Origin of the sequence: Pseudoalteromonas sp. C12FD-1, assembly GCF_037414265.1 — a bacterium.
GTDB lineage: Bacteria > Pseudomonadota > Gammaproteobacteria > Enterobacterales > Alteromonadaceae > Pseudoalteromonas.
This window is the reverse complement of sequence record NZ_JBBEVD010000051.1, coordinates 101,371-122,099: the sequence shown is the minus strand read 5'-3', so window position 1 is coordinate 122,099 and position 20,729 is coordinate 101,371. Positions and strand designations below refer to the sequence as shown.

The window sequence follows — 20,729 nt, the reverse complement described above, 5'->3', positions numbered from 1 at the left end:
GAATTCCTATTCAATATCACCAGGGACGAGAGGGACAAACCGTACTGGTGCAATAACATGCTCTGTGAAGCTATCGCCTTGGCGAATAACCATAGTTAATTTTTGATTCTGCTCGCCAATAGGGGCTAATAGCACGCCGCCATCAGCTAATTGTGCAAGTAAATCTTGCGGTACTTTAGAAGCCGCAGCCGTGACAATAATACCATCAAACGGGGCTTGCGAGTGCCACCCTTGCCACCCATCACCATGCTTCATAGCAACGTTGTATAAATCAAGTTGATGCAAACGTCGCTTGGCCTGCCATTGCAATGCTTTAATACGTTCAACCGAAAACACTTTGGTAAAGCACTTTGCTAATATCGCGGTTTGATACCCAGAGCCCGTACCAATTTCAAGTACTTTATTGCGCACACCTGCTAAATGCAGCAGCTCAGTCATTCTAGCCACAATATAAGGCTGTGAAATTGTTTGCCCTTGTCCAATGGGCAAAGCGGTATTTTCGTATGCTTTGTGTTTTAGCACATCATCAATAAAGGCATGACGTGGTGTTTCGGCAATAGCTTTTAGTACTTGTTTGTCTTCTACGCCTTCTTGCTCTAAAAGCTTAGAAAGCGCATTAGCACTGCGCGAGTAATTAGCCAGCACGGTTTATCTCCATGTCGGCTAACCATTCACCTACCGCATTTATGCTTTCTTTTGCTGTCATATCAACACTTAATGGGGTCACTGAAGCATAGCCATTATTAATAGCGTAAAAATCAGTGCCCTCACCGGCATCGCTTTCAATACCAAGCGAGCCATACCAAAAAATATCTCGTCCCCAAGGGTCGGTTTGTTTGGTCATGGTTTCGGCTTTATGACGAGCACCTAAGCGGGTAACTTGCACGCCTTTTAGCTCATTTAGAGGAACATCGGGTACATTTACATTAATAATTTGATCTTTTGGCAGTGGGTGCGAAGCAAGGCCTTTAATTATGTTAACAGTCACCGCTGCAGCTGTTTCAAAATGTTCACCATGGTGCGAGCAAAGCGACACGGCAATAGCAGGCAAGCCTAAATGACGTCCTTCGGTCGCCGCTGCCACGGTGCCTGAATATAATGTATCATCGCCCAAATTAGCACCATGATTAATCCCTGCGACTACTAAATCAGGCGTTTCATCAACTAATTGACTAACCCCTAAATGTACACAATCCGTCGGCGTGCCATTAACCGATATAAAGCCGTTTTCAAGCGTGGTAGAGCGCAGTGGATTTATTAATGTTAACGAGTTACTGGCGCCGCTACAGTTACGATCTGGGGCTACAAGAGTTACATCGGCAATTTGCGTAAGAGCCTGATATAAAACCGCAATTCCTTTGGCATTTACACCGTCATCGTTACTAAGCAGTATCTTCATTTTGACTGTCCTTTTCTTTTCGCTCTTTAGGGCTTGCATCGGTGTAATCCACCAGCTCTCGTAAAAGTGCGGTAGCAAAACACCCTTTAGGCAAGCCAAAGCTTAATTTTAAAGTCGTTTCGTCTAGTGTTTCTATGGTTAAATTTTGTGGAATGAGGCGCAGCATACGGCGCTCATTTTTAAGGCCTAATTCGCCTAAGCCCTCACACCATGCTTGGTATGGTTTTAGCCATATTTTTTCTTGAGCAGTTAAGCCTTTTTCACTTTTACCCACCATAGGGCCCGACATCATAATATCGCCAGAGGCTAAACGTGCTATGTTTTCATCGCTTATTGCATCTTCAAAAAATGCGTTACTACCGCTGAGCATAAATACTTCACGGTGCATGGTTTTAGCTAACCCATGCTCTTTAACACGTAAGCTCACTATTTGGTTAAATACATGAGAACGGGCAGCGGAGATAATAATACCCCGTAGTTTTTTATCGCGAATGCGTTCGCCGGCAAACATTTTTTCGGCCATCACTAAATTATGCCCATCGCGGCCAAAGCGCTGCTCACCAAAGTAGTTAGGTACACCAGCACGTACGGCATTAATGCGGCATAAAATGTCAAGCGGCTGGGTTACATTACGAAGCGTAATAGTGAATCGATTTCCTTTGTGGCAACCGGTGCGTAATTTACGTTCGTGGCGCTGTTGCGAAACCACAAAAATGCTGTCGCTATTAAGTTCACTAAAATCAATATGCTTTTTAATGGGAACTTTTACGCTAAACCATTGGCTACACACGCCGTGGCGGTCTTTCATGCCGGCATAGCTTACTTCACGCGGCGACACTCCAGCCTTTTGTGCAATTAACTTGGCCACGTACTGCGTGTTTTCACCTTTTTTAACGATCTGTAAGCATACATGCTCACCACTGCCGGTAAATTCTATACCAAGGTCTTCATCAACCATAAAATCTTCAGCAGTGGTTTTAAAGTCGGCTTTAGAAAGTGGTGCACCGTATAGGTAATTTAAATCGCTCATGCGCTTGTTGTACTCTCAAGCGCTTTACTCATAATAACCACTGCATGGCTAGAAATACCTTCTTTTCGCCCTTCAAAGCCAAGCTTTTCAGTGGTGGTCGCTTTAACATTTATTTGAGACAGCTCGCAATTTAAATCGCTGGCTAAATTAGAGCGCATAGCTTGGATGTGTGGCAACATTTTAGGAGCTTGCGCCACAATAGTGACATCGCCATTACCCAGTACATAACCTTGCTCTTTAGCAAGGCCTACAACATGGCGAAGTAAAATACGGCTGTCGATATTTTCATACTCGCTCGCCGTATCCGGAAAATGCTTACCAATATCGCCCATTGCCAACGCGCCTAAAATAGCATCGCATAATGCATGAATAGCAACATCGCCATCTGAGTGTGCTAAAAAGCCCTGCGGGTAATCTATTTTTTCGCCGCAAATTGTTATTGGGCCTTCGCCACCAAATTTGTGTACGTCAAAACCATGGCCAATTCGAATCATAATGCTTGCTCGTTTTGTTGTTTGTTTAATAAAAACCCCGCTAGGTCTAAATCCTCCGGCGTGGTTATTTTAATATTGTCGCTGCGCCCTGCAATTAGCTTAACGGGTTTATTTGCCCACTCAATGGCACTGGCTTCATCGGTAATAGTTGCGCCCTCACAAAGCGCGCTCTGCAACGCATTTTTAAGCTCGGCATATTTAAAAAATTGCGGTGTAAGCGCTTGCCATAAATCATCACGAGGAACCGTTTGCTCGCTATGCGTGTTTCCGCGCTTTATGGTGTCTTTTACTTTACTTGCTAAAATGCCGCCTTCATCATCATTGATACACTGCGCCATTAACGTTTCAATATCGTTAATAGTGACTAAGGGACGGGCTGCGTCGTGCACCAGCACCCATTCAGGCGGGTTATTTTCTAAAAATAATAAGCTATTAAGCACTGAATCAGCACGTTCTTGTCCGCCGTTAGCACGTAAAATGCGAGAGTCTATACATGGAAGCGTGTCAAAGTAAGGATCGGTTTGGCTCACGGCGACCACTATTTTGCTTAAACTTTGTAATTGCGAAAGCTTATAAAGCGTGTGCTCTAAAATAGTTTTTCCTGCCAATTTAATATACTGCTTTGGAGCATTGTGCTGCATTCTGCTCCCCACGCCGGCAGCGGGTACAATAGCAGCAATGGTAGTGTTAGTTTTCATGTTGTTTACCCGGTAAAACACGTATAAATGTTTCATCCGGTTTAATCATTCCTAATTCGTTACGAGCGCGCTCTTCTATGCCTTCTTGACCAAGCTTTAAATCTTCTATGTCGGCGGTAAGCACTTTATTACGCTTAATTAGTTTTTCGTTCGTTTGTTGATGAGAAGCAACGGCCGCTTTTAAACGCGTATAGTCTTGCACACCGTTATGACCAAACCAAAGTCGGTATTGTATAAACAGTGCTAAGCACAACAGGCCAAGCTGAAAAAAACGCATTTAACACTCCCTATTCGTTTTTAAATAAAATTAGGCTCGTGGGCGTTTTATATTACGCCAATTAATATTACCCGCTAATAGCATTTCTCTAAGTGAAAGCAGCCTAGGTGCGCAGCGTTTTGAAAATTGCCACTGATGCCCGCAACACGCCGCTGTTAAACTCATTTTACTGGGTTTTACCAACTGCGCATTTGCATGCTCTAGACCCTTACCAAAAAAATCAAACCAGCCAAGTTCATTGCAATGCAATTTATTGTCGCTTACTTGATCTATGCTGTCTATTCTTAGCCTCACTTGGTCATGGCTATTTATTAACACCGGCACTATTAGCCCCACTTTGGCATATGTTTGATAAAAAAGTTCATTTGCTTGAGCGTTAACTTCTGGTGGCGTTGGCTTTTGTTTTTCAAGCCATGAGCCATTTTGCGAATCAAGCGTAAAAGGCGAGCTACCATTAGCAACCAATGTGGCCGCGCGCTCTATGTAATACGGTAAACTTTTTAATTGGCGACGAAGTTTATCGGCATTAGGCTCAGCAACTAGGCGCTGCACCTCACGCTGATAAAACGCATTACACAATTGTGCATACAACACCTTTTGCGCATCACTTTGCCATATTTCTTGCTGCTGAGCTGCAAGTGGCTGATTTTTCGCGACCAATAGTTATACTCAAAAAACGAATAGGTAGCTGTTTTATAGCACACCGACGATTATTTTTTAAGCACACACTACAATTTAAGCGCTTGGTTTTTCACCTAACTTAGCAATGCCCGTTTCTAAAAACTGCACTACCGTATTGCGCTTTTTACCAATTAATAAACTGCCATCGGCTAAAAACATAAAGTTTTGCCAATTGCGTTTAAATACATCAAAGGTGGTTTCGATAACGTTATCGCGCGCCATACAAAAATAAACCGTGGTGTTAGCCTGCCAATCTAAATGCTCTAAAATAGCGTGCGGTAGGCTTTCATCGCCGTTTTCCCAGGCGTCTTCCCAGTTTACTTCGTCGCTAAAGCTTTCTTCTTTGCCACACCAATCGGTTTTATCAAAAAAATCGGGGTGATCAAACTCACGGCTTACCATTGTGCTCCAAAGTACCGCAGCACGTTCGCTGGTCATAGGTTTTATGCGCGCAGCGTCTTCATCAGATACTGGTATATCTTTATGACGAAAAACCCAGGCTTTTTTGTGATCATCGAGAGAAATATAATTCATAGTGTTGGTGTATTCTTTGGCATAATAAAAAGCAAACGCAATTATACAAGAGATCAAAACATGACTACAGCAATAAAACCACTTTCCCTCAAACCAGGCATATACCAACACTACAAAGGGCCGCAATACAAAGTATTTTACGTAGCTACACACAGCGAAACCGACGAGCAACTAGTTATATACCAAGCCCTTTATGGCGAGTACGGCATGTGGGCACGCCCACTAAGTATGTTTACAGAAACCGTTGAAAAAGATGACGAAACCATACCTCGTTTTGCTTACCTTGGACCTATAGATTAACTATGGCATTATAAACCCATTCAATACTGCTCAGACCAGATAAGGGTAACCCGTGCAATTTAATTCTACCGACAATTACATCGCAAGCAGCTCACTAAAACAGGCTGTAAATGCCGCCATTATGCTCGAAAAACCACTCTTAATTAAAGGTGAACCAGGCACGGGTAAAACCATGCTGGCTGAGGAGCTTGCCAAAAGCTTAGATACCGAACTTATTCAGTGGCACATTAAATCAACCACCAAAGCGCAACAAGGTTTATACGAATACGATGCCGTATCGCGCCTACGCGATAGCCAATTAGGTGATGAACGCGTACACAACATTGGCAATTACATTGTTAAAGGTAAATTGTGGCAAGCATTTAACTATGCCGAGCTTAACGGCAAACGCCCTGTACTTTTAATTGATGAAATAGACAAAGCCGACATCGAGTTTCCAAACGATTTACTACTTGAGCTTGATAAAATGGAGTTTCACGTTTACGAAACCAACGAGCGCATTGTAGCCAAAGAGCGCCCTATTGTGATCATCACTTCAAACAATGAAAAAGAATTGCCAGATGCCTTTTTACGCCGTTGCTTTTTTCACTATATTGATTTTCCTAGCAGCGAGGAAATGCAGCAAATTGTTGATGTACACTACCCTAATGTTAAACAAGATTTAGTACGCCAAGCACTCGAAGTATTTTTTAACTTACGTGAAGCCAACGGCCTTAAAAAGAAGCCCTCTACCAGTGAGTTACTCGATTGGTTAAAGCTTTTAATGGCTGAAGACATAGACGCAAAAACACTGCACGACAAAGCGCAAAAAGGCGGATTAATGCCAATGTTTGGCGCTTTACTTAAAAACGAGCAAGACATCAGCCTAATCGAAAAACTCGCGTTTATGAGCCGTCGCTAACATGTTAGTACAGTTTTTTTTCAAACTGCGTGAATACCGCTTACCGGTAAGCCTGCGCGAGCTGCTCGATTTAATTAACGCCTTAAAAAAAGGCGTTATATTTGCCGATGTAGACGCCTTTTACCATTTAGCACGCACCATAATGGTAAAAGACGAAACCCATTTTGACAGGTTTGATAAAGCCTTTAGCGACTACTTTAGCGGTATTGCCGACTTAGACCTGCTCGAGAGCTTAAAGCAACAACACAACTTACCTGAAGATTGGCTACGCAAAGAGTTTGAAAAACACCTAAGCGATGAAGAAAAAGCCCAGCTAAAAGCCATGGGTGGGCTTGACGAGCTTATGAAAACCCTAAAAGAGCGTTTACAAGAGCAACAAAAACGCCACGCAGGTGGCAATAAATGGGTGGGCACTGGTGGTACATCACCTTTTGGAGCGTATGGCTATAACCCTGAAGGCGTGCGTATAGGGCAAGATGGTAACCGACATCGCCAAGCGGTAAAAGTGTGGGATAAACGCGAATACCGCAATTTAGACTCCGACAGAGAAATTGGCTCACGTACAATAAAGCTCGCCCTTAAAAAGCTACGTAAATTTGCCCGCACTGGCGCAAGCGATACCCTTGATTTAAACGAGACTATTCGTGCAACCGCCAAACAAGGCGGCATGTTAGATGTAAAAATGGCACCCGAGCGCCACAATGCCGTAAAAGTATTAATGCTGTTTGATATTGGCGGCTCAATGGATGACTACATTCATACCTGCGAAGAGCTGTTTAGCGCAGCCCACAGCGAGTTCAAACATTTAGAGTTTTACTACTTTCATAACTGTTTATACGAGCACGTTTGGCAAGACAACGCGCGCCGCCATTCAAACATCATCGACACCATGACGCTGATTAATAAATTTACCAGCGACTATAAAGTAATATTTGTTGGCGATGCCACTATGGGTCCTTACGAAATAGCCTACCCGGGCGGCTCGGTAGAGCATTACAACGAAGAGCCCGGCAGTGCTTGGTTGCAACGTATAACCAACCACTTTGATAAAGTCGCATGGCTCAATCCACAACCGGTTGAACACTGGCCGTACTATCAATCAATTGATTTTATAAAGCAGCTGATGAATAACAGAATGTACCCGCTGAGTTTAGATGGAATAAGTAGCGCAATAAAAGAGCTGAGTTAGATATTAATATCAATAACAGCTCAGTGCCAATTGCAAACAGTGATAACGAACGCCCGCCTAATACGCCTTGCACTGGCGGGATTTTTGCGTTGTTTGCTAAAAGTGTGGCAGCTGGCAATGTCGGATTTAGATGCTTGTTAGCAATACATTCTGTTACGGCTAACCTGTCACCTTGGACAAGAACATGAAAAAGCCACCCAGCAAAATAATTGCAATGATGACTATAGCTGTGAGCGTCTTCGACTGAAACATTGATTCAATTAAACCGACTTCAGTTTGAATTTTAATTAGGTCTTTTGGCTCAACACCTTCTTGAATGCTAGGGTTATTTGTTTCGTTATTCATTGGCAACTCCATATGCGAAATATTCGTGTATTACTAACAGCTTATTGAACACCATTTTAGTGGTTCATAACATACCAAAACGGCGTTTAATAATGTTATTAGGCAAAATTAGATTTCTACTCAAAACGCAGGAATAAATTTAACTTTTTTCAGTGTCCAGTCATCGCTCTCAGCAGCCACAGTAAGGCAATAGATCGCGTCTTTCTTTTTGTCTTTTAAAATAAATAATCCAAGGGGAATTACAACTTAGCTATATGGTTTAGCATCTCAGGATGATGTTGCACAAGCTTTAGTAATGTAATTGCTTACCCATTCGGTGCGCTACGCCCTTGCTCACAATTTTCGAGCGTTCTTGCTTATGTATTCTAGAATACTCACTATTTCATCGGTTGAAATGGCAAGCTCATTTACTATTTGAATCTGTAACATTAGTACACCTTGTGAATGCGCTTTAGCATCATCAAGTGCTGTAGTTAATTCTGAAAATAAATCACGTTTGCTCATTACGCCACACCTCTAAAAGCTATCTTAATAATCTTGATATCATGCAGCAATATTTATTATTACTTGCTAATAAACTTACACATTCCTAGCCCTAAAACATCGCCATCGCGTTTTACGTAACCATAATGTGTATAAAAGCTTTCTTTACCATGAGCACTTAATAAACCTACTGTAGCGCCATTAGCACAAGTGTTGGTTAAGTAGTTTTCAATGTGGGTCATTACTAAACGACCAATACCTTGTTTTTGATAACTAGGCGCAACAATTATATCTTGAATATAAAAATACATTGCGCCATCACCAATTACTCTCCCAGTGCCTATCAACTTATCAGTGTCGTATACAGTGATCCAAAAAAGTGAGTTTTCGATGCTTGCTTTTAAAATTTCATCGTCGGGATTTTGCCATTTTACTTGTGTGCGTAAATTAGCAAATTCATCCAGTGTTGGGGCTTTAAGTTCAACTTTATAAGCCATAATTATCCTTAATTACTTTTAAAGCGCCACCCAGCTGTGCGAATACACGTCTTCAAATTTAGTAAGGGAACGGAAGCTTCCTTACCAACTGTCAATTTAATCTATGCAGCTAATTTCCACACTACAAACGCAACAGCAAAACCAACCAAGTACACTAAGCCTAACCACGTTAAGCTGCGTAATAGCAGGCTGTGCTTTATAGCAGGCTCTGAGCGTACAAGGCTAAAGTTAAGCCATGCAAAAACGGGGGTGGTTACAAAGGCCAGTGTCATGGCAAAGGTAAGCATGGGGCCAAGGGCTGATTTAAAAAATAAAATTACGGCCATGCCTGCAAGTGCTTGCAGTACAAGCCAAACATTTAAGCTATGTTTTGATTGCTTAAAGCCAAGTAATTTGTGCGACTCGTTAAGTGTGCGGGCGTAGCCGTCAAGCACGGTAAGTGTGGTACCAAACATACATAAAAAAGCAATGGCTGATACAAGCGGCCTTGCCCACTCGCCAATAGTCAGTGCGTACATATCAATAAGTTGTTTAGCAAAGGCTACACCGCCAAGCTCAATATTGCTGCTTTGCCCGTATTGCACCAACACGCCTAAACTAAAGAACACTAATGCTAAGCACGCTGTTAACCAGTAGCCTACGTTAAAATCGAACAAACCTTGGCTTTTAGACACTGTTTGCTGAGTTTGTTTTTCTTTTAGCCATAAAGAGCTAAGCGCTGAAATTTCAATGGGTGCTGGCATCCAACCCATTAACGCGACCATAAAACTCAGCATAGCCAACTCGTAAGGTGATGGACCCACATAGTCAGCAGGCGCCATTGGGCCGTTACTAAATGCAATAACCAGCGCAATAACAGTAGCTAAGGTTAATAACCCCATTATGCCTTTGGCCACGCTGTCGAGCGCTTTAAAGTGCCCTAACAATAAAATAGCTAAACACACACCGAGCAATATCCAACACAGTAGCGTAACTTCTATCACTATTGGCAGCGCATAATGCAGCAAACTTGCAGTCAGTAATAACACCCCTGCGGTATTAACTATGGCGGCAAGTATATTTAAGCCAATAAAACTATAAAAATAGACAGGCCCTTTATTTTTATAGCCTTCTACTAAACTGTTTTTGGTTGCCAAGGTGTATTCCATACCAAAGCGAAAAAAAGGATACTTTAATACGTTAACAACGAGAATTAGCCAAAACAATTGCCAGCCAAATAGCGCGCCAGCTTGAGTAGATGCAACTAAGTGAGAGCCGCCAATTGCGGCGGTTGCCATTAAGATACCGGGGCCTAATGCGCCCAACCGAGCTTTCCAAGATGTGTGTGTATGCTGCATTAATTTCTCAAATTATGTGTGTTATTCGTTCTGGTTATTAACTTTTATAATTAATAACACTGAAGGCTGCATAACTTACCTAAATTACAGGCAATAAAAAAGAGCCATAAGGCTCTTTTTTATAGTACTTTGGGACTAAAGCTTACTTTAGCTCCATCTCTTGGATGATCTCGTGTGCTATTTCTGGTGTTGTGCTTACAGGCTTTTCGTGTAAATTTGCTTTTATTTGCCCTTTTCGATGCTTTAGTGCTGCATCGAGTTTTTTAGCTGCGCTTGCAATTGCTGGGTACATAACTTCGTTTTCCCCTTTTACCGATATACGCGCACCTTCGTAATTTGTGCTAATTTCTGCTTGGATTTTATGATGCTCTTTAGACAATATAATGTCGAGTGCGATAAGTGATGGAAAGTGGCTCTCGATTTTTGAAAACTTTTCGTTGATATGCTCTCTAATAGAGTTAGTAACGTCTACATGGTGACCAGAAAGATTAATTTTCATAGGGTATCCTTTTATTTGTTACCTCATAAATAGTATTGGGGGCTATTTAGATTAACACAAGGAAAAAGCACTGATTTTTGAAAATAATTTGTTACTTAAACTGATTTAGATTATAAGTTGTGCAAACTTTATGCAAAGCCCATAGGGTATGGGCTTTCAGACGTCTAGCCTTTAGCGTTTAGTCTGTGTACGAACAGCAATAGTCAGCAAAATCACTCACTTTTACTTTAAAGCTTACGTTAGCATCTACGTTGAATGATTCGCCCGCGATAAATGTTTTCCACTCACTATCGCCAGGTAATAAAATATCCCACTGGCCGCCTAACAGCTCCATGAGTTCTTTTTTACTTGTATCAAATACAAATTCACCTGGCTGCATAAAACCTAATGTTTTGGTTGTGCCATCGTTAAATACCACGGTACGGCTCGATACTTTACCGTCAAAATATACATTGGCTTTTTTAATTACGCTTACATTTTCAAACTGAGACATCCTCACTCCTGCTGTATTATTTTATTTAATCGGCCACCACCTTGCCTGATAGGTCATAACCTTGCAAGAAAAGCGCTGTGAAAATTACTCATCTGAAATTGAAGCTTAAAAAGTACCACTGATTACAAGCAGTGCGATTCTTGCGGCTTGAGGTAACTACACCGCTTCAACTCAATCAGCAAATAAAAAAGCCCGCCCTGTTTTACACAGGGCGGGCTTTTAAATATTAAAGCAATTGATTAAAACAATGCGTTTGCTTTATTTACAATGTTTTCTACTGTAAAGCCAAAGAACTCAAACAGCTCGCCAGCAGGGGCAGACTCACCAAAGGTCGTCATACCTACTACTGCGCCATTTAGGCCTACGTACTTATACCAGTAATCAGCAATACCTGCTTCTACTGCTACGCGGCGTGTAACGGCTGCCGGTAGTACGCTTTCTTTGTACTGTGCGCTTTGCTCTTCAAATACATCAGTACATGGCATAGATACAACACGTACCTTTTTACCTTGGCTGCGAAGCTCCGCTGCTGAATCTTGTGCTAGTTGCACTTCAGAACCTGTTGCAATAATAATTAGCTCTGGGTTGCCGTCACAGCTAAGGATGTAACCACCCTTTTTAACATCTGCTAATTGCTGTGCGTCACGTGCTTGTTGCTCAAGGCCTTGGCGAGTAAAGATAAGCGATGTAGGGCCGTCTTTACGCTCAATAGCTTGTTGCCATGCAATTGCCGACTCAACTTGGTCACACGGGCGCCAGTTGTATAAGTTTGGCGTTAAACGCATGCTAGCAATTTGCTCTACCGGTTGGTGAGTTGGGCCGTCTTCACCTAGGCCGATTGAATCGTGAGTGTATACAAAAATGCTTGGTTGCTTCATTAGTGCAGCCATACGTACCGCATTTTTTGCGTACTCAACAAACATTAAGAACGTTGCACCATAAGGAATAAAGCCTTTATGAAGGGCAATACCATTCATAATGGCCGACATACCAAATTCGCGTACACCGTAGTAAACGTAGTTACCGCTTGCATCATCTGCAGTTAGCCCTTTTGAGCCATCCCAAATTGTTAAGTTTGAGCCAGCCAAATCGGCTGAGCCACCCATGAATTCTGGTAATAACGGGCCAAATGCGTTTAATGCATTTTGCGACGCTTTACGTGATGCAGGGTTGGCAGGGTTTGCTTGTAGTTGCTCTATGTATGCTTGAGATTTTTCAGCCCAATCGCCTGGAAGCTCGTTATTAATACGGCGCTTATACTCTGCTGCAAGCTCTGGGAATGCCTTTGCGTATGCTGCAAATTTTTCGTCCCAGCTAGACTCAAGCTGTTGGCCTTTTTCTTTGCTATCCCACTGTGCGTAAATATCAGCAGGAATTTCGAATGCATCGCCAGACCAGCCTAAAAATTCGCGAGACGCTTTAATTTCGTCATCACCTAATGGTGCGCCGTGACAGTCGTGGCTACCTGATTTATTAGGTGAGCCGTAACCTATCACTGTTTTACAACAAATTAGTGATGGTTTGTCGGTAACACTTTGAGCCTCTGCTATTGCAGCACTAACCGCATCACTGTCGTGGCCATCAACGTCACTTATTACATGCCAGCCGTAGGCTTTAAAACGTGCTGGTGTATCGTCGCTAAACCAACCTTCTACTTCACCGTCGATTGAAATGCCGTTGTCATCCCAAAAAGCCACTAATTTACCAAGGCCTAATGTGCCAGCAAGTGAACATGCTTCATGAGAAATACCTTCCATTAAACAACCATCACCCATAAATGCATAGGTGTAGTGATCAACAATGTCGTGGCCTTCACGGTTAAATTGTGCAGCAAGCGCTTTTTCAGCAATTGCCATACCTACCGCGTTTGTGATCCCCTGACCTAGCGGGCCCGTAGTAGTTTCAACTCCTGGTGCATAACCGTACTCTGGGTGGCCTGGTGTTTTAGAATGCATTTGACGGAAGTTTTTAATTTCATCAAGTGGTAAGTCGTAACCAGTTAGGTGCAATAGAGAATAGATAAGCATTGAACCGTGGCCGTTTGAAAGAATAAATCTGTCACGGTCAGCCCACTCTGGATTAGTTGGATTGTGCTTTAGATAATCGCGCCATAATACTTCTGCGATATCGGCCATGCCCATAGGGGCTCCAGGGTGGCCAGATTTGGCCTTTTGTACTGCGTCCATTGACAAGACGCGAATAGCATTTGCAAGTTCTTTGCGAGATGGCATGAATTCTCCTACCTTTATGTGTATTTGCGCGGGTACTTATGTGTTCGTTAATACCCTTAAGTAACTTAAGAGCTGTTATAGCAACCATTCTTACTTAATGTGGGTGCAGTGTGCAATTAAAAACCCCATAAAAATGGGCTATTATGAATATTTTTTAAGACCAAAAAGTTATTACTCATTTTATTTAGACGTCTAGGCGTAAAAACACTATGCAAGGTGTTTTGTTTTAGATAAAATACGCCCCTTAATTTTTTAGCGCTAATACCGACGTTTGTGAAGCGCAATATTTGTGAGCAGAAATACAATGGCAAAACATTTATTTACTTCTGAATCTGTTTCTGAAGGTCATCCGGATAAAATCGCCGATCAAATCTCTGATGCGGTACTTGATGCTATCCTAGAGCAAGACTCTCATGCCCGTGTTGCGTGCGAAACTTACGTAAAAACCGGTATGGTTATGGTTGGTGGTGAAATCACTACTAGCGCATGGGTTGATATTGAAGAAATTACACGTAAAACAGTACGTGAAATCGGCTACACGCATTCAGACATGGGTTTCGATGCAGACTCATGTGCTATTTTAAACACAATTGGTAAGCAGTCTCCTGATATAAACCAAGGTGTTGACCGTACTAGCCCAGAAGAACAAGGCGCTGGCGACCAAGGCTTAATGTTTGGTTACGCATGTAACGAAACAGAAGTACTTATGCCTGCACCAATAACTTACTCACACCGTTTAGTACAGCGCCAAGCGCAAGTACGTAAAAGCGGCGAACTTAACTGGTTACGCCCAGATGCAAAATCTCAAGTAACGTTTGCATACGAAAATGGCAAGCCAGTAGGTATTGATGCAGTTGTACTTTCTACTCAGCACGCTGAAGAAATTTCGCAAAATGATTTAGTAGAAGCCGTGATGGAAACCATCATTAAGCCGGTACTTCCTGCCGAGCTTATTACTAGCGCCACTAAATTTTTCATTAACCCAACGGGTCGTTTTGTAATTGGCGGACCAATGGGTGACTGTGGTTTAACAGGTCGTAAAATCATCGTAGATACATACGGTGGTATGGCACGTCACGGTGGTGGTGCTTTCTCTGGTAAAGATCCATCAAAAGTTGACCGCTCAGCTGCATACGCTGCACGCTACGTAGCTAAAAACGTAGTGGCTGCTGGCCTTGCTGATAAGTGTGAATTACAAGTGTCTTACGCAATTGGTGTTGCAGAGCCTACCTCTATCAGCGTTGAAACCTTTGGTACAAGCAAGCTTGAAGAAGGTCGTTTAATCGAGCTAATTCGCGAGCACTTTGACCTACGCCCTTACGGCTTAATTCAAATGCTTGACTTAGAGCGCCCAATTTACCAACCAACAGCGGCTTACGGCCACTTTGGTCGTGATGAATTCCCTTGGGAGCGTACAGATAAAGCAGACGCACTTCGCGCAGCTGCTGGCCTTTAAGCCAAAACGAATTAAATAATAAACGGCCCTTTTAAGGGCCGTTTTTATATCTAAAACAAAAGTTAATAATGAGTTTTAGCGAGCCCTCGAATTACTTACTGTTTTAGGTATATACTCTTTGCATAATAAAAGCTTAAGGGATAAGTAAATGGCCAATAATTTTCGCGTTATGTTTGTAGGGCTCGCTGAGGGCACTGAGGCTAAAACAGCCTGCGTTAATTTAGCAAATAAACTAAAAACGTCTGAAGATAAAGTAACTCAGTTTTTTAACGGCAAACCACTCTTTGCACCTAATAATAAAGACAAAGCCCTAAAGCAAGCCAAATTACTCGCAAGCCTCGGCATTAAAAGTAAATTACAAGCCACTGGTGAGCAGCCTCCTCAAAGCCCTAGTGCAGCTAGTCAGCGCGACGAACGGATTTTTGATGCCCTTGACTACATAACAAGCAGCCTGATCCGCCTAGAAGAAAAGCTAGAAGAGCTAGAGCAAAGGCTCCCAATCAATGAGCTAAAAACCCCTACAGACGAAAGCGATGAGTGGCAAGAAGATGATCTAATGCTCGACGAGCAGCTCGATGAACCTGTAAAAACGCGTAGCAATACTTTATTATATTCACTGATTGCCACCGCCGTTTTACTACTGATTGTGCTTGCTGTTTACTTAGCTTTTCCTGATTTAGTGTCTATTTAATCGAAGGTGCGTAATTACAATGAGCAATAAACGTACACACATACGCCAATCTATTCGCCAATTACGCAATAATCTATCAAAAAAACAGCAAGAAAAAGCCGCTGCACAGCTAAAGTTGAATTTTACTCAACAGCTAAACAGCGATAAAACAGCTTCAAAAAAACAGATAGCCATTTACTTTAGTAACGATGGAGAACTGGATACTTCATTGTTAATTAATGAGTTATGGCAACAAGACCATACCCTTTACTTACCCGTCATACACCCATTTAACGGGTCTACTTTGCTGTTTCAACGCTATGAAAAAAACTCACCCATGAGGGCAAATCGCTATGGTATCTTGGAGCCTAAGCTGAACTGCTCTCAAATATGCCCATTATCTGATTTAGATTACCTACTGATGCCACTTGTTGCATTTGATAACCAAGGTAACCGATTAGGAATGGGGGGGGGATTTTATGATAAAACACTGGCGCAATTACACGCATATAATTGGCAAAAACCGCAACTTATTGGCTTAGCACATAACTGCCAAAAAGTAGATGCACTGCCAATTGAATCGTGGGATGTACCACTTAAAACCATTATTACTCCCGATAAAATTTATCACTGGTAATAAATACCCACTACACATTTGATATATGAGCATAACAATGACGCAAGACGAATTAAAAAAGGCAGCTGCGTGGGCTGCACTCGAGTTTGTAAAAGAAAACACCATTGTTGGTGTAGGCACAGGCTCTACTGTAAATCATTTTATTGATGCCCTAGGCACAGTAAAAGACACCATAACAGGTGCGGTATCAAGCTCTGAAGCTTCAACAGCGCGCCTACAAGCGTTAGGTATTGAAGTATTTGAACTAAACGATGTAGATGCGCTTGATGTTTATGTAGATGGCGCAGATGAAATTAATGCCCAAAACGAAATGATCAAAGGCGGCGGCGCAGCACTTACCCGCGAAAAAATAGTCGCAGCCGTTGCAAAACAGTTTGTGTGTATTGTTGATGACACAAAATTAGTAGATACATTGGGCGACTTCCCACTTCCGGTAGAAGTTATACCAATGGCACGCAGCTACGTTGCACGTGAATTATTAAAACTTGGTGGCGACCCTGTGTACCGCCAAGGCGTAGTAACCGATAACGGTAACGTTATTTTAGATGTACACAATTTAAGTATTAGTAATGCCAAGCAACTTGAAACACAAATTAATTCAATTGTTGGCGTAGTTACCAACGGCCTATTTGCAATGCGCGGCGCTGATAAAGTCATTATCGGCACTAAAAATGGGCCACAAATTAAATAGGATGAGGTTATGAGTAAGGTATCGTTAGCAAAAGACAAAATTAAAATTCTCTTGCTTGAAGGTGTTCACCAAAGCGCAGTAGAAACGCTTAAACGTAATGGTTACAGCAACATCGACTACGTAAAAACATCCTTACCTGAGGACGAGCTAAAAGAACGCATTAAAGATGTGCACTTTGTAGGACTTCGTTCTCGTACTCATATTAACCAAGCTGTATTAGAGTCGGCTGAAAAGCTAGTAGCAATTGGTTGTTTTTGTATTGGTACTAACCAAGTTGACTTAAACGCAGCGCGCGAGCGCGGTATTGCGGTATTTAACGCACCGTTTTCAAACACGCGCTCTGTAGCTGAGCTTGTACTTGGCGAAATACTATTACTATTACGTGGTATTCCACAGCGTAATGCAGCAGCGCACCGTGGCGGCTGGTTAAAAACAGCAACCGGCTCGTTTGAAGCGCGCGGTAAAACGCTTGGGATTATTGGTTACGGCCACATTGGTACGCAGCTAGGTATTATGGCTGAAAACATTGGGATGACTGTGGAATATTACGACATTGAAGATAAGCTATCTTTAGGTAATGCAACACAAATTCATAACCTAACACAGCTATTACAGCGCGCTGATATTATTAGCTTACACGTTCCAGAAACACCGCAAACTAAAAACCTGATTGGCACGGCTGAACTTGCAGTAATGAAACAAGGCTCAATACTAATTAACGCTTCACGCGGTACTGTGGTAGATATTGATGCACTTGCCGAAGCACTTAGCGAGAAAAAGCTAAGCGGCGCTGCTATTGATGTATTCCCTATTGAGCCAAAATCTAACGAAGAAGAATTTGTATCGCCACTGCGTGAATTCGACAACGTTATTTTAACGCCGCACATTGGTGGTTCTACCCAAGAAGCGCAAGAAAACATTGGTATTGAAGTAGCCGGTAAATTAGCTAAATACTCAGATAATGGCTCAACTATTACCGCTGTTAACTTCCCTGAGGTTTCGCTACCAGAGCTTGCTAATCGTAGCCGTTTATTACACGTGCACCACAACCGCCCAGGTGTACTTACGCAAATTAACCAAGCGTTTGCCCAGCACGGTATTAACATTGCCGCTCAGTACTTACAAACTGATGAATCAATTGGTTATGTAGTTATTGACGTAGATACCGATCAGTCAGAAGTTGCTCTTAAAGAGCTAAGCGCAGTAGAAGGGACAATTAGAGCGCGTATTCTTCACTAAGCTGCTACCAGCTGAAATAATAAAAGCCGTACTTGATTAATCAAGTACGGCTTTTTTGCATTAAGCTGGCAGCTGAGAGCAGTTCGCTATTACTCGCCTTTAACTTCTAAATTAACAAATTTAACTAGCTCTTCTGGCTGGCCAGCTAACATCATTATTTGCTGGTTTACTTCCATCATGGTTTTACCTTCAGGCAATTTTGCCGATATGCTTAATGAGTTTAAACCTTTGGCAAAATCAGTCAGCGCCTGTGCAATTTCTTCAGTTACGGGGGCTTGCTGTAACTGTTGCTGTAGCGTCATTTGCATTTGCTCAAGCGTCATACCTTGTTTTTCAAGCTCGCCAACAAATAGCTCTTTTAATTTGCCTTGGTTATTAAGCACTAAATTAATATTTCGTGGCTCAAGCTTACTCATCGCTTGCATCACTAAGGTTTGCTGTTGTAACTCTTGCTCGTACGTAAGCGGCGCGTCACCAGCTTCTTGTTGCGCTTTGCTTATAGCAAGGGATGCGTCCATTAATGCTTTAGAATTAGCAAGGCCTACATCCATATTAAAACTAGCAATATCTTTTGCATCGAGTTTTAAAACCACATCGCTGTCGCCAGATTGCTCATCGTAATCGAGCGATGAGCTTAAGTCGTAACTTGCAGAGGCAAGCATTTCGTTTGTATCAGCAGGTAGTTTTGCTACAAAGTCTTTATCGAACTGAAAGCTTTTTACTGTAAACGATGTATGTGGCGATATTTTATCGGTTTCGTAACCGGTTACTTCAATACTTTGAATATGTGCTACGTTCTCACCTTCAGGGCTAATTACTTCCATGTTAGTAATTTCAACACTTTGTGAAATAACACTTGCCGATAAACCCGCGTATTTAAATGTTGCACCGGTTTGATCGCTCACTAAAGCAAGTTGCTTGTCTACTTCGGTGCGTACTTCTTGGGTTGCTACATAGTTTGCGTAGCTAACACCACCCACACCTGCTGCAACAATGGCTATGGCTATTACGAGTTTTTTCATGTTATTTCCTTATTCTGTTCTTTGTATAAATTGTGTTATGCCGAATCCGCATAATTAAGTATTATTGCGAGTTGGTATTAGCTCAAGAGTAACATTGCATGGCAATCCCTGTAAGCGTTAATTAATTAAACTAAGTAGCTCATGCACTGTTTTTACAGGCGTAATTTTAGCCCCCAGCCCTTCCATCGATTTATGGTAATTACGAAATGGAATAAATATTTCGGTAAAACCATGCTGCGCCGCTTCTTTAACTCGCGGCACACCACTGTCAATTGGGCGCACGTCGCCGTTTAAGCTAAGCTCTCCCATAATGCAGGTTGTACGCGGTACAACAAATTCGTTTAAGCTGCTTAAAAGCGCAGTCACTAACGCTAAATCAATACAGGTTTCTGTTTCATCAATTCGTAAGCCGCCCACAATATTAAAAAACGTATCGTGGAATATTTTAGTTTTGGTGTGTTTACGTAAAATACCAGTAAGCATTTTTATACGGTTCATGTTTAAACCTACACACACACGCTGCGGAAATTCAGCTTCGGTTTCGGTAGTTAAACATTGTATTTCGAGCAATAAGTTACGGTTACCCTTTCGAATACAGGTAATAGTAGAGCCTGGTGATTCAGTACTTGATCCTGATAGAAAAATCTCACTAGGGTTATCTACACTCAACATGCCCCTTTCGCACATTTTAAAAATACCCACGGTATCAATATCACCAAAACGGTTTTTGTTAGCTCTAAGCGTACGTACTTGTCCATCATTCGTATCTATATGCAGGAGCGCATCAACGATGTGTACTAATGTTTGCGGCCCTGCAATTTCGTTGTTTTTATTTACATGGGCAATAATAAACATAGTGACATCGTTTTGCTTACAGTATTGTGTAAGCGCTTGCGCGGCACTTTTTACTTGCGAAGGCGAACCTGGGCTGCCGTTGGCGGTATCGGTTACAACCGCTTGAATAGAATCGATTACTGCAAACTTAATTTTGTTTTTATCAAGTTCTTCAATAATGGTTTCTACGCTGGTTTCGGACAGTAAATAGAGTTCATCGGCGTTATAGTTAAGCTTTAAGCGGTTTACACGGTTTTTAAACTGCGACAGCGACTCCTCAGCGGTACAATAAAGCGATGGCATACGCTGCGACATTCTGGCAACTAAGTCAGATAAAAGCGTTGTTTTACCCGCCCCTGGGTCACCTGAAATAATATTTACCGAGCCTGTGGTTACGCCGCCGCTTAATACACGGTCCAACTCGCCAATTTCAGTAAGCTGTTTTTCGGCCTCAGTGGTGGCAACATCATCAATTTTTTTAGAACCGCCACCAATGCCGCCAGCATAACCACCAACGGTTGCTCGCGCAGCGGCTTTTTTACTTTGCCCTGCAGAGGGTTTAAATTCTGCTAACGTGTTCCACGCACCACAGCGACACTGACCTTGCCAACGTTGATAGTTCATACCACACTCTGTACAAACAAATTCTACTTTTGCCGCTTTAGCCATTTATAACCTTACCTACTATTGTTTGATTTAAGATATTTTCACTTAATTATTTATTTTATCATGGGTGCGCTACTTAGCAGCGCTATATTACCAAAACACGTTAGGAACCATATTAGAAACAGA

At 42.2% G+C, this 20,729-nt stretch carries 25 protein-coding genes; 8 read left to right on the top strand and 17 right to left on the bottom strand.

Annotated features, from left to right (window positions below; all coding sequences use genetic code 11):
• Window positions 1–6 precede the first annotated feature (6 nt).
• The 8 genes from WDB87_RS06900 to WDB87_RS06865 form a co-directional block, all read right to left on the bottom strand.
• A complete protein-coding gene (locus tag WDB87_RS06900; RefSeq protein WP_337849430.1) occupies window positions 7–645 on the bottom strand; it encodes a protein-L-isoaspartate(D-aspartate) O-methyltransferase in 639 nt (212 codons plus the stop codon).
• A complete protein-coding gene (gene surE, locus WDB87_RS06895; protein WP_337849429.1) occupies window positions 635–1,399 on the bottom strand; it encodes a 5'/3'-nucleotidase SurE in 765 nt (254 codons plus the stop codon). Before surE ends, WDB87_RS06900 begins: the two co-directional genes overlap by 11 nt.
• Window positions 1,383–2,429, bottom strand: a complete 1,047-nt coding sequence (gene truD, locus WDB87_RS06890; protein ID WP_337849428.1) for a tRNA pseudouridine(13) synthase TruD — start codon at window positions 2,427–2,429, stop codon at window positions 1,383–1,385. The genes surE and truD overlap by 17 nt, the downstream gene beginning before the upstream one ends.
• Window positions 2,426–2,923 (bottom strand): 2-C-methyl-D-erythritol 2,4-cyclodiphosphate synthase, encoded by a 498-nt coding sequence (gene ispF / locus WDB87_RS06885; RefSeq protein WP_286245055.1) that lies wholly within the window; start codon window positions 2,921–2,923, stop codon window positions 2,426–2,428. The genes truD and ispF overlap by 4 nt, the downstream gene beginning before the upstream one ends.
• Window positions 2,920–3,621: a 2-C-methyl-D-erythritol 4-phosphate cytidylyltransferase gene (gene ispD, locus WDB87_RS06880; protein ID WP_286245056.1), complete on the bottom strand. Its 702-nt coding sequence runs from the start codon at window positions 3,619–3,621 to the stop codon at window positions 2,920–2,922. Before ispD ends, ispF begins: the two co-directional genes overlap by 4 nt.
• Window positions 3,611–3,898 (bottom strand): cell division protein FtsB, encoded by a 288-nt coding sequence (gene ftsB / locus WDB87_RS06875; protein ID WP_286245057.1) that lies wholly within the window; start codon window positions 3,896–3,898, stop codon window positions 3,611–3,613. Before ftsB ends, ispD begins: the two co-directional genes overlap by 11 nt.
• Window positions 3,899–3,928: 30 nt before the next feature.
• Window positions 3,929–4,558, bottom strand: coding sequence for a hypothetical protein (locus WDB87_RS06870; RefSeq protein WP_286245058.1), 630 nt, complete (start codon window positions 4,556–4,558; stop codon window positions 3,929–3,931).
• 75 nt (window positions 4,559–4,633) lie between these two features.
• Window positions 4,634–5,113, bottom strand: a complete 480-nt coding sequence (locus WDB87_RS06865) for a DUF2947 domain-containing protein (protein ID WP_089348437.1) — start codon at window positions 5,111–5,113, stop codon at window positions 4,634–4,636.
• A gap of 60 nt (window positions 5,114–5,173) precedes the next feature.
• Here WDB87_RS06865 and WDB87_RS06860 point away from each other — a divergent pair, with 60 nt between their 5' ends.
• Genes WDB87_RS06860 through WDB87_RS06850 form a run of 3 tightly spaced genes read left to right on the top strand, consistent with a single transcriptional unit; the run spans window position 5,174 to window position 7,503 of the window.
• Window positions 5,174–5,413, top strand: coding sequence for a DUF1653 domain-containing protein (locus tag WDB87_RS06860; RefSeq protein ID WP_337849427.1), 240 nt, complete (start codon window positions 5,174–5,176; stop codon window positions 5,411–5,413).
• Window positions 5,414–5,465: 52 nt separating this feature from the next.
• Complete coding sequence (locus WDB87_RS06855) at window positions 5,466–6,314, top strand: AAA family ATPase (protein ID WP_004586178.1); 849 nt, start codon at window positions 5,466–5,468, stop codon at window positions 6,312–6,314.
• A gap of 1 nt (window position 6,315) precedes the next feature.
• Window positions 6,316–7,503, top strand: a complete 1,188-nt coding sequence (locus WDB87_RS06850; protein ID WP_337849426.1) for a vWA domain-containing protein — start codon at window positions 6,316–6,318, stop codon at window positions 7,501–7,503.
• A gap of 159 nt (window positions 7,504–7,662) precedes the next feature.
• Here WDB87_RS06850 and WDB87_RS06845 read toward each other — a convergent pair whose 3' ends face one another.
• The 7 genes from WDB87_RS06845 to tkt form a co-directional block, all read right to left on the bottom strand.
• Window positions 7,663–7,848: a hypothetical protein gene (locus WDB87_RS06845; RefSeq protein WP_337849425.1), complete on the bottom strand. Its 186-nt coding sequence runs from the start codon at window positions 7,846–7,848 to the stop codon at window positions 7,663–7,665.
• A gap of 333 nt (window positions 7,849–8,181) precedes the next feature.
• On the bottom strand, window positions 8,182–8,352 hold the full coding sequence (locus WDB87_RS06840; RefSeq protein ID WP_286245062.1) for a hypothetical protein: 171 nt from the start codon (window positions 8,350–8,352) through the stop codon (window positions 8,182–8,184).
• Between the two features lie 59 nt (window positions 8,353–8,411).
• Window positions 8,412–8,828: a GNAT family N-acetyltransferase gene (locus WDB87_RS06835; protein ID WP_337849424.1), complete on the bottom strand. Its 417-nt coding sequence runs from the start codon at window positions 8,826–8,828 to the stop codon at window positions 8,412–8,414.
• Between the two features lie 101 nt (window positions 8,829–8,929).
• Complete coding sequence (locus WDB87_RS06830) at window positions 8,930–10,165, bottom strand: NRAMP family divalent metal transporter (protein WP_286245063.1); 1,236 nt, start codon at window positions 10,163–10,165, stop codon at window positions 8,930–8,932.
• 142 nt (window positions 10,166–10,307) lie between these two features.
• On the bottom strand, window positions 10,308–10,664 hold the full coding sequence (hpf, locus tag WDB87_RS06825; protein ID WP_024033129.1) for a ribosome hibernation-promoting factor, HPF/YfiA family: 357 nt from the start codon (window positions 10,662–10,664) through the stop codon (window positions 10,308–10,310).
• A 178-nt stretch (window positions 10,665–10,842) separates the two neighbouring features.
• The gene (ppnP, locus tag WDB87_RS06820; RefSeq protein ID WP_337849423.1) at window positions 10,843–11,157 is read right to left on the bottom strand and encodes a pyrimidine/purine nucleoside phosphorylase; all 315 of its coding nucleotides are present in this window, start codon (window positions 11,155–11,157) and stop codon (window positions 10,843–10,845) included.
• Window positions 11,158–11,396: 239 nt separating this feature from the next.
• Window positions 11,397–13,388 (bottom strand): transketolase, encoded by a 1,992-nt coding sequence (gene tkt / locus WDB87_RS06815; protein ID WP_337849422.1) that lies wholly within the window; start codon window positions 13,386–13,388, stop codon window positions 11,397–11,399.
• A 304-nt stretch (window positions 13,389–13,692) separates the two neighbouring features.
• On the opposite strand from tkt, the gene metK reads away from it, so the two are divergent.
• The 5 genes from metK to serA all read left to right on the top strand — a co-directional run bounded on the left by metK (window position 13,693) and on the right by serA (window position 18,081).
• Entirely contained in the window at window positions 13,693–14,844 is a 1,152-nt protein-coding gene (gene metK, locus WDB87_RS06810; RefSeq protein WP_004586168.1) for a methionine adenosyltransferase, read from the top strand.
• 148 nt (window positions 14,845–14,992) lie between these two features.
• A complete protein-coding gene (locus WDB87_RS06805; protein ID WP_337849421.1) occupies window positions 14,993–15,535 on the top strand; it encodes a hypothetical protein in 543 nt (180 codons plus the stop codon).
• A 19-nt stretch (window positions 15,536–15,554) separates the two neighbouring features.
• Window positions 15,555–16,151, top strand: a complete 597-nt coding sequence (locus tag WDB87_RS06800; protein ID WP_286245067.1) for a 5-formyltetrahydrofolate cyclo-ligase — start codon at window positions 15,555–15,557, stop codon at window positions 16,149–16,151.
• A gap of 37 nt (window positions 16,152–16,188) precedes the next feature.
• Window positions 16,189–16,842 carry a ribose-5-phosphate isomerase RpiA gene (gene rpiA, locus WDB87_RS06795; protein WP_337849420.1) on the top strand — a complete coding sequence of 218 codons (654 nt, stop codon included), beginning with the start codon at window positions 16,189–16,191 and terminating at the stop codon, window positions 16,840–16,842.
• Between the two features lie 9 nt (window positions 16,843–16,851).
• Window positions 16,852–18,081 carry a phosphoglycerate dehydrogenase gene (gene serA / locus WDB87_RS06790; protein WP_337849419.1) on the top strand — a complete coding sequence of 410 codons (1,230 nt, stop codon included), beginning with the start codon at window positions 16,852–16,854 and terminating at the stop codon, window positions 18,079–18,081.
• An 89-nt stretch (window positions 18,082–18,170) separates the two neighbouring features.
• Here the strand turns inward: serA and WDB87_RS06785 are convergent, their stop codons facing one another.
• Both WDB87_RS06785 and radA read right to left on the bottom strand, forming a co-directional pair.
• On the bottom strand, window positions 18,171–19,103 hold the full coding sequence (locus WDB87_RS06785) for a hypothetical protein (protein ID WP_337849418.1): 933 nt from the start codon (window positions 19,101–19,103) through the stop codon (window positions 18,171–18,173).
• A 117-nt stretch (window positions 19,104–19,220) separates the two neighbouring features.
• Complete coding sequence (gene radA / locus WDB87_RS06780; RefSeq protein ID WP_004586161.1) at window positions 19,221–20,606, bottom strand: DNA repair protein RadA; 1,386 nt, start codon at window positions 20,604–20,606, stop codon at window positions 19,221–19,223.
• Between the last annotated feature and the right edge of the window lie 123 nt (window positions 20,607–20,729).

Excerpts from the sequence above, each read along its gene's own strand:
- surE (WP_337849429.1), bottom strand. The coding sequence starts at position 1,399 with ATGAAGATACTGCTTAGTAACGATGACGGTGTAAATGCCAAAGGAATT.
- metK (WP_004586168.1), top strand. The coding sequence starts at position 13,693 with ATGGCAAAACATTTATTTACTTCTGAATCTGTTTCTGAAGGTCATCCG.
- WDB87_RS06800 (WP_286245067.1), top strand. The coding sequence starts at position 15,555 with ATGAGCAATAAACGTACACACATACGCCAATCTATTCGCCAATTACGC.
- WDB87_RS06845 (WP_337849425.1), bottom strand. The coding sequence starts at position 7,848 with ATGAATAACGAAACAAATAACCCTAGCATTCAAGAAGGTGTTGAGCCA.
- truD (WP_337849428.1), bottom strand. The coding sequence starts at position 2,429 with ATGAGCGATTTAAATTACCTATACGGTGCACCACTTTCTAAAGCCGAC.
- WDB87_RS06860 (WP_337849427.1), top strand. The coding sequence starts at position 5,174 with ATGACTACAGCAATAAAACCACTTTCCCTCAAACCAGGCATATACCAA.
- rpiA (WP_337849420.1), top strand. The coding sequence starts at position 16,189 with ATGACGCAAGACGAATTAAAAAAGGCAGCTGCGTGGGCTGCACTCGAG.
- ppnP (WP_337849423.1), bottom strand. The coding sequence starts at position 11,157 with ATGTCTCAGTTTGAAAATGTAAGCGTAATTAAAAAAGCCAATGTATAT.
- ispF (WP_286245055.1), bottom strand. The coding sequence starts at position 2,923 with ATGATTCGAATTGGCCATGGTTTTGACGTACACAAATTTGGTGGCGAA.
- WDB87_RS06850 (WP_337849426.1), top strand. The coding sequence starts at position 6,316 with ATGTTAGTACAGTTTTTTTTCAAACTGCGTGAATACCGCTTACCGGTA.
- ftsB (WP_286245057.1), bottom strand. The coding sequence starts at position 3,898 with ATGCGTTTTTTTCAGCTTGGCCTGTTGTGCTTAGCACTGTTTATACAA.
- WDB87_RS06835 (WP_337849424.1), bottom strand. The coding sequence starts at position 8,828 with ATGGCTTATAAAGTTGAACTTAAAGCCCCAACACTGGATGAATTTGCT.
- WDB87_RS06785 (WP_337849418.1), bottom strand. The coding sequence starts at position 19,103 with ATGAAAAAACTCGTAATAGCCATAGCCATTGTTGCAGCAGGTGTGGGT.
- WDB87_RS06830 (WP_286245063.1), bottom strand. The coding sequence starts at position 10,165 with ATGCAGCATACACACACATCTTGGAAAGCTCGGTTGGGCGCATTAGGC.
- ispD (WP_286245056.1), bottom strand. The coding sequence starts at position 3,621 with ATGAAAACTAACACTACCATTGCTGCTATTGTACCCGCTGCCGGCGTG.
- WDB87_RS06865 (WP_089348437.1), bottom strand. The coding sequence starts at position 5,113 with ATGAATTATATTTCTCTCGATGATCACAAAAAAGCCTGGGTTTTTCGT.
- WDB87_RS06840 (WP_286245062.1), bottom strand. The coding sequence starts at position 8,352 with ATGAGCAAACGTGATTTATTTTCAGAATTAACTACAGCACTTGATGAT.
- hpf (WP_024033129.1), bottom strand. The coding sequence starts at position 10,664 with ATGAAAATTAATCTTTCTGGTCACCATGTAGACGTTACTAACTCTATT.
- tkt (WP_337849422.1), bottom strand. The coding sequence starts at position 13,388 with ATGCCATCTCGCAAAGAACTTGCAAATGCTATTCGCGTCTTGTCAATG.
- serA (WP_337849419.1), top strand. The coding sequence starts at position 16,852 with ATGAGTAAGGTATCGTTAGCAAAAGACAAAATTAAAATTCTCTTGCTT.
- WDB87_RS06805 (WP_337849421.1), top strand. The coding sequence starts at position 14,993 with ATGGCCAATAATTTTCGCGTTATGTTTGTAGGGCTCGCTGAGGGCACT.
- radA (WP_004586161.1), bottom strand. The coding sequence starts at position 20,606 with ATGGCTAAAGCGGCAAAAGTAGAATTTGTTTGTACAGAGTGTGGTATG.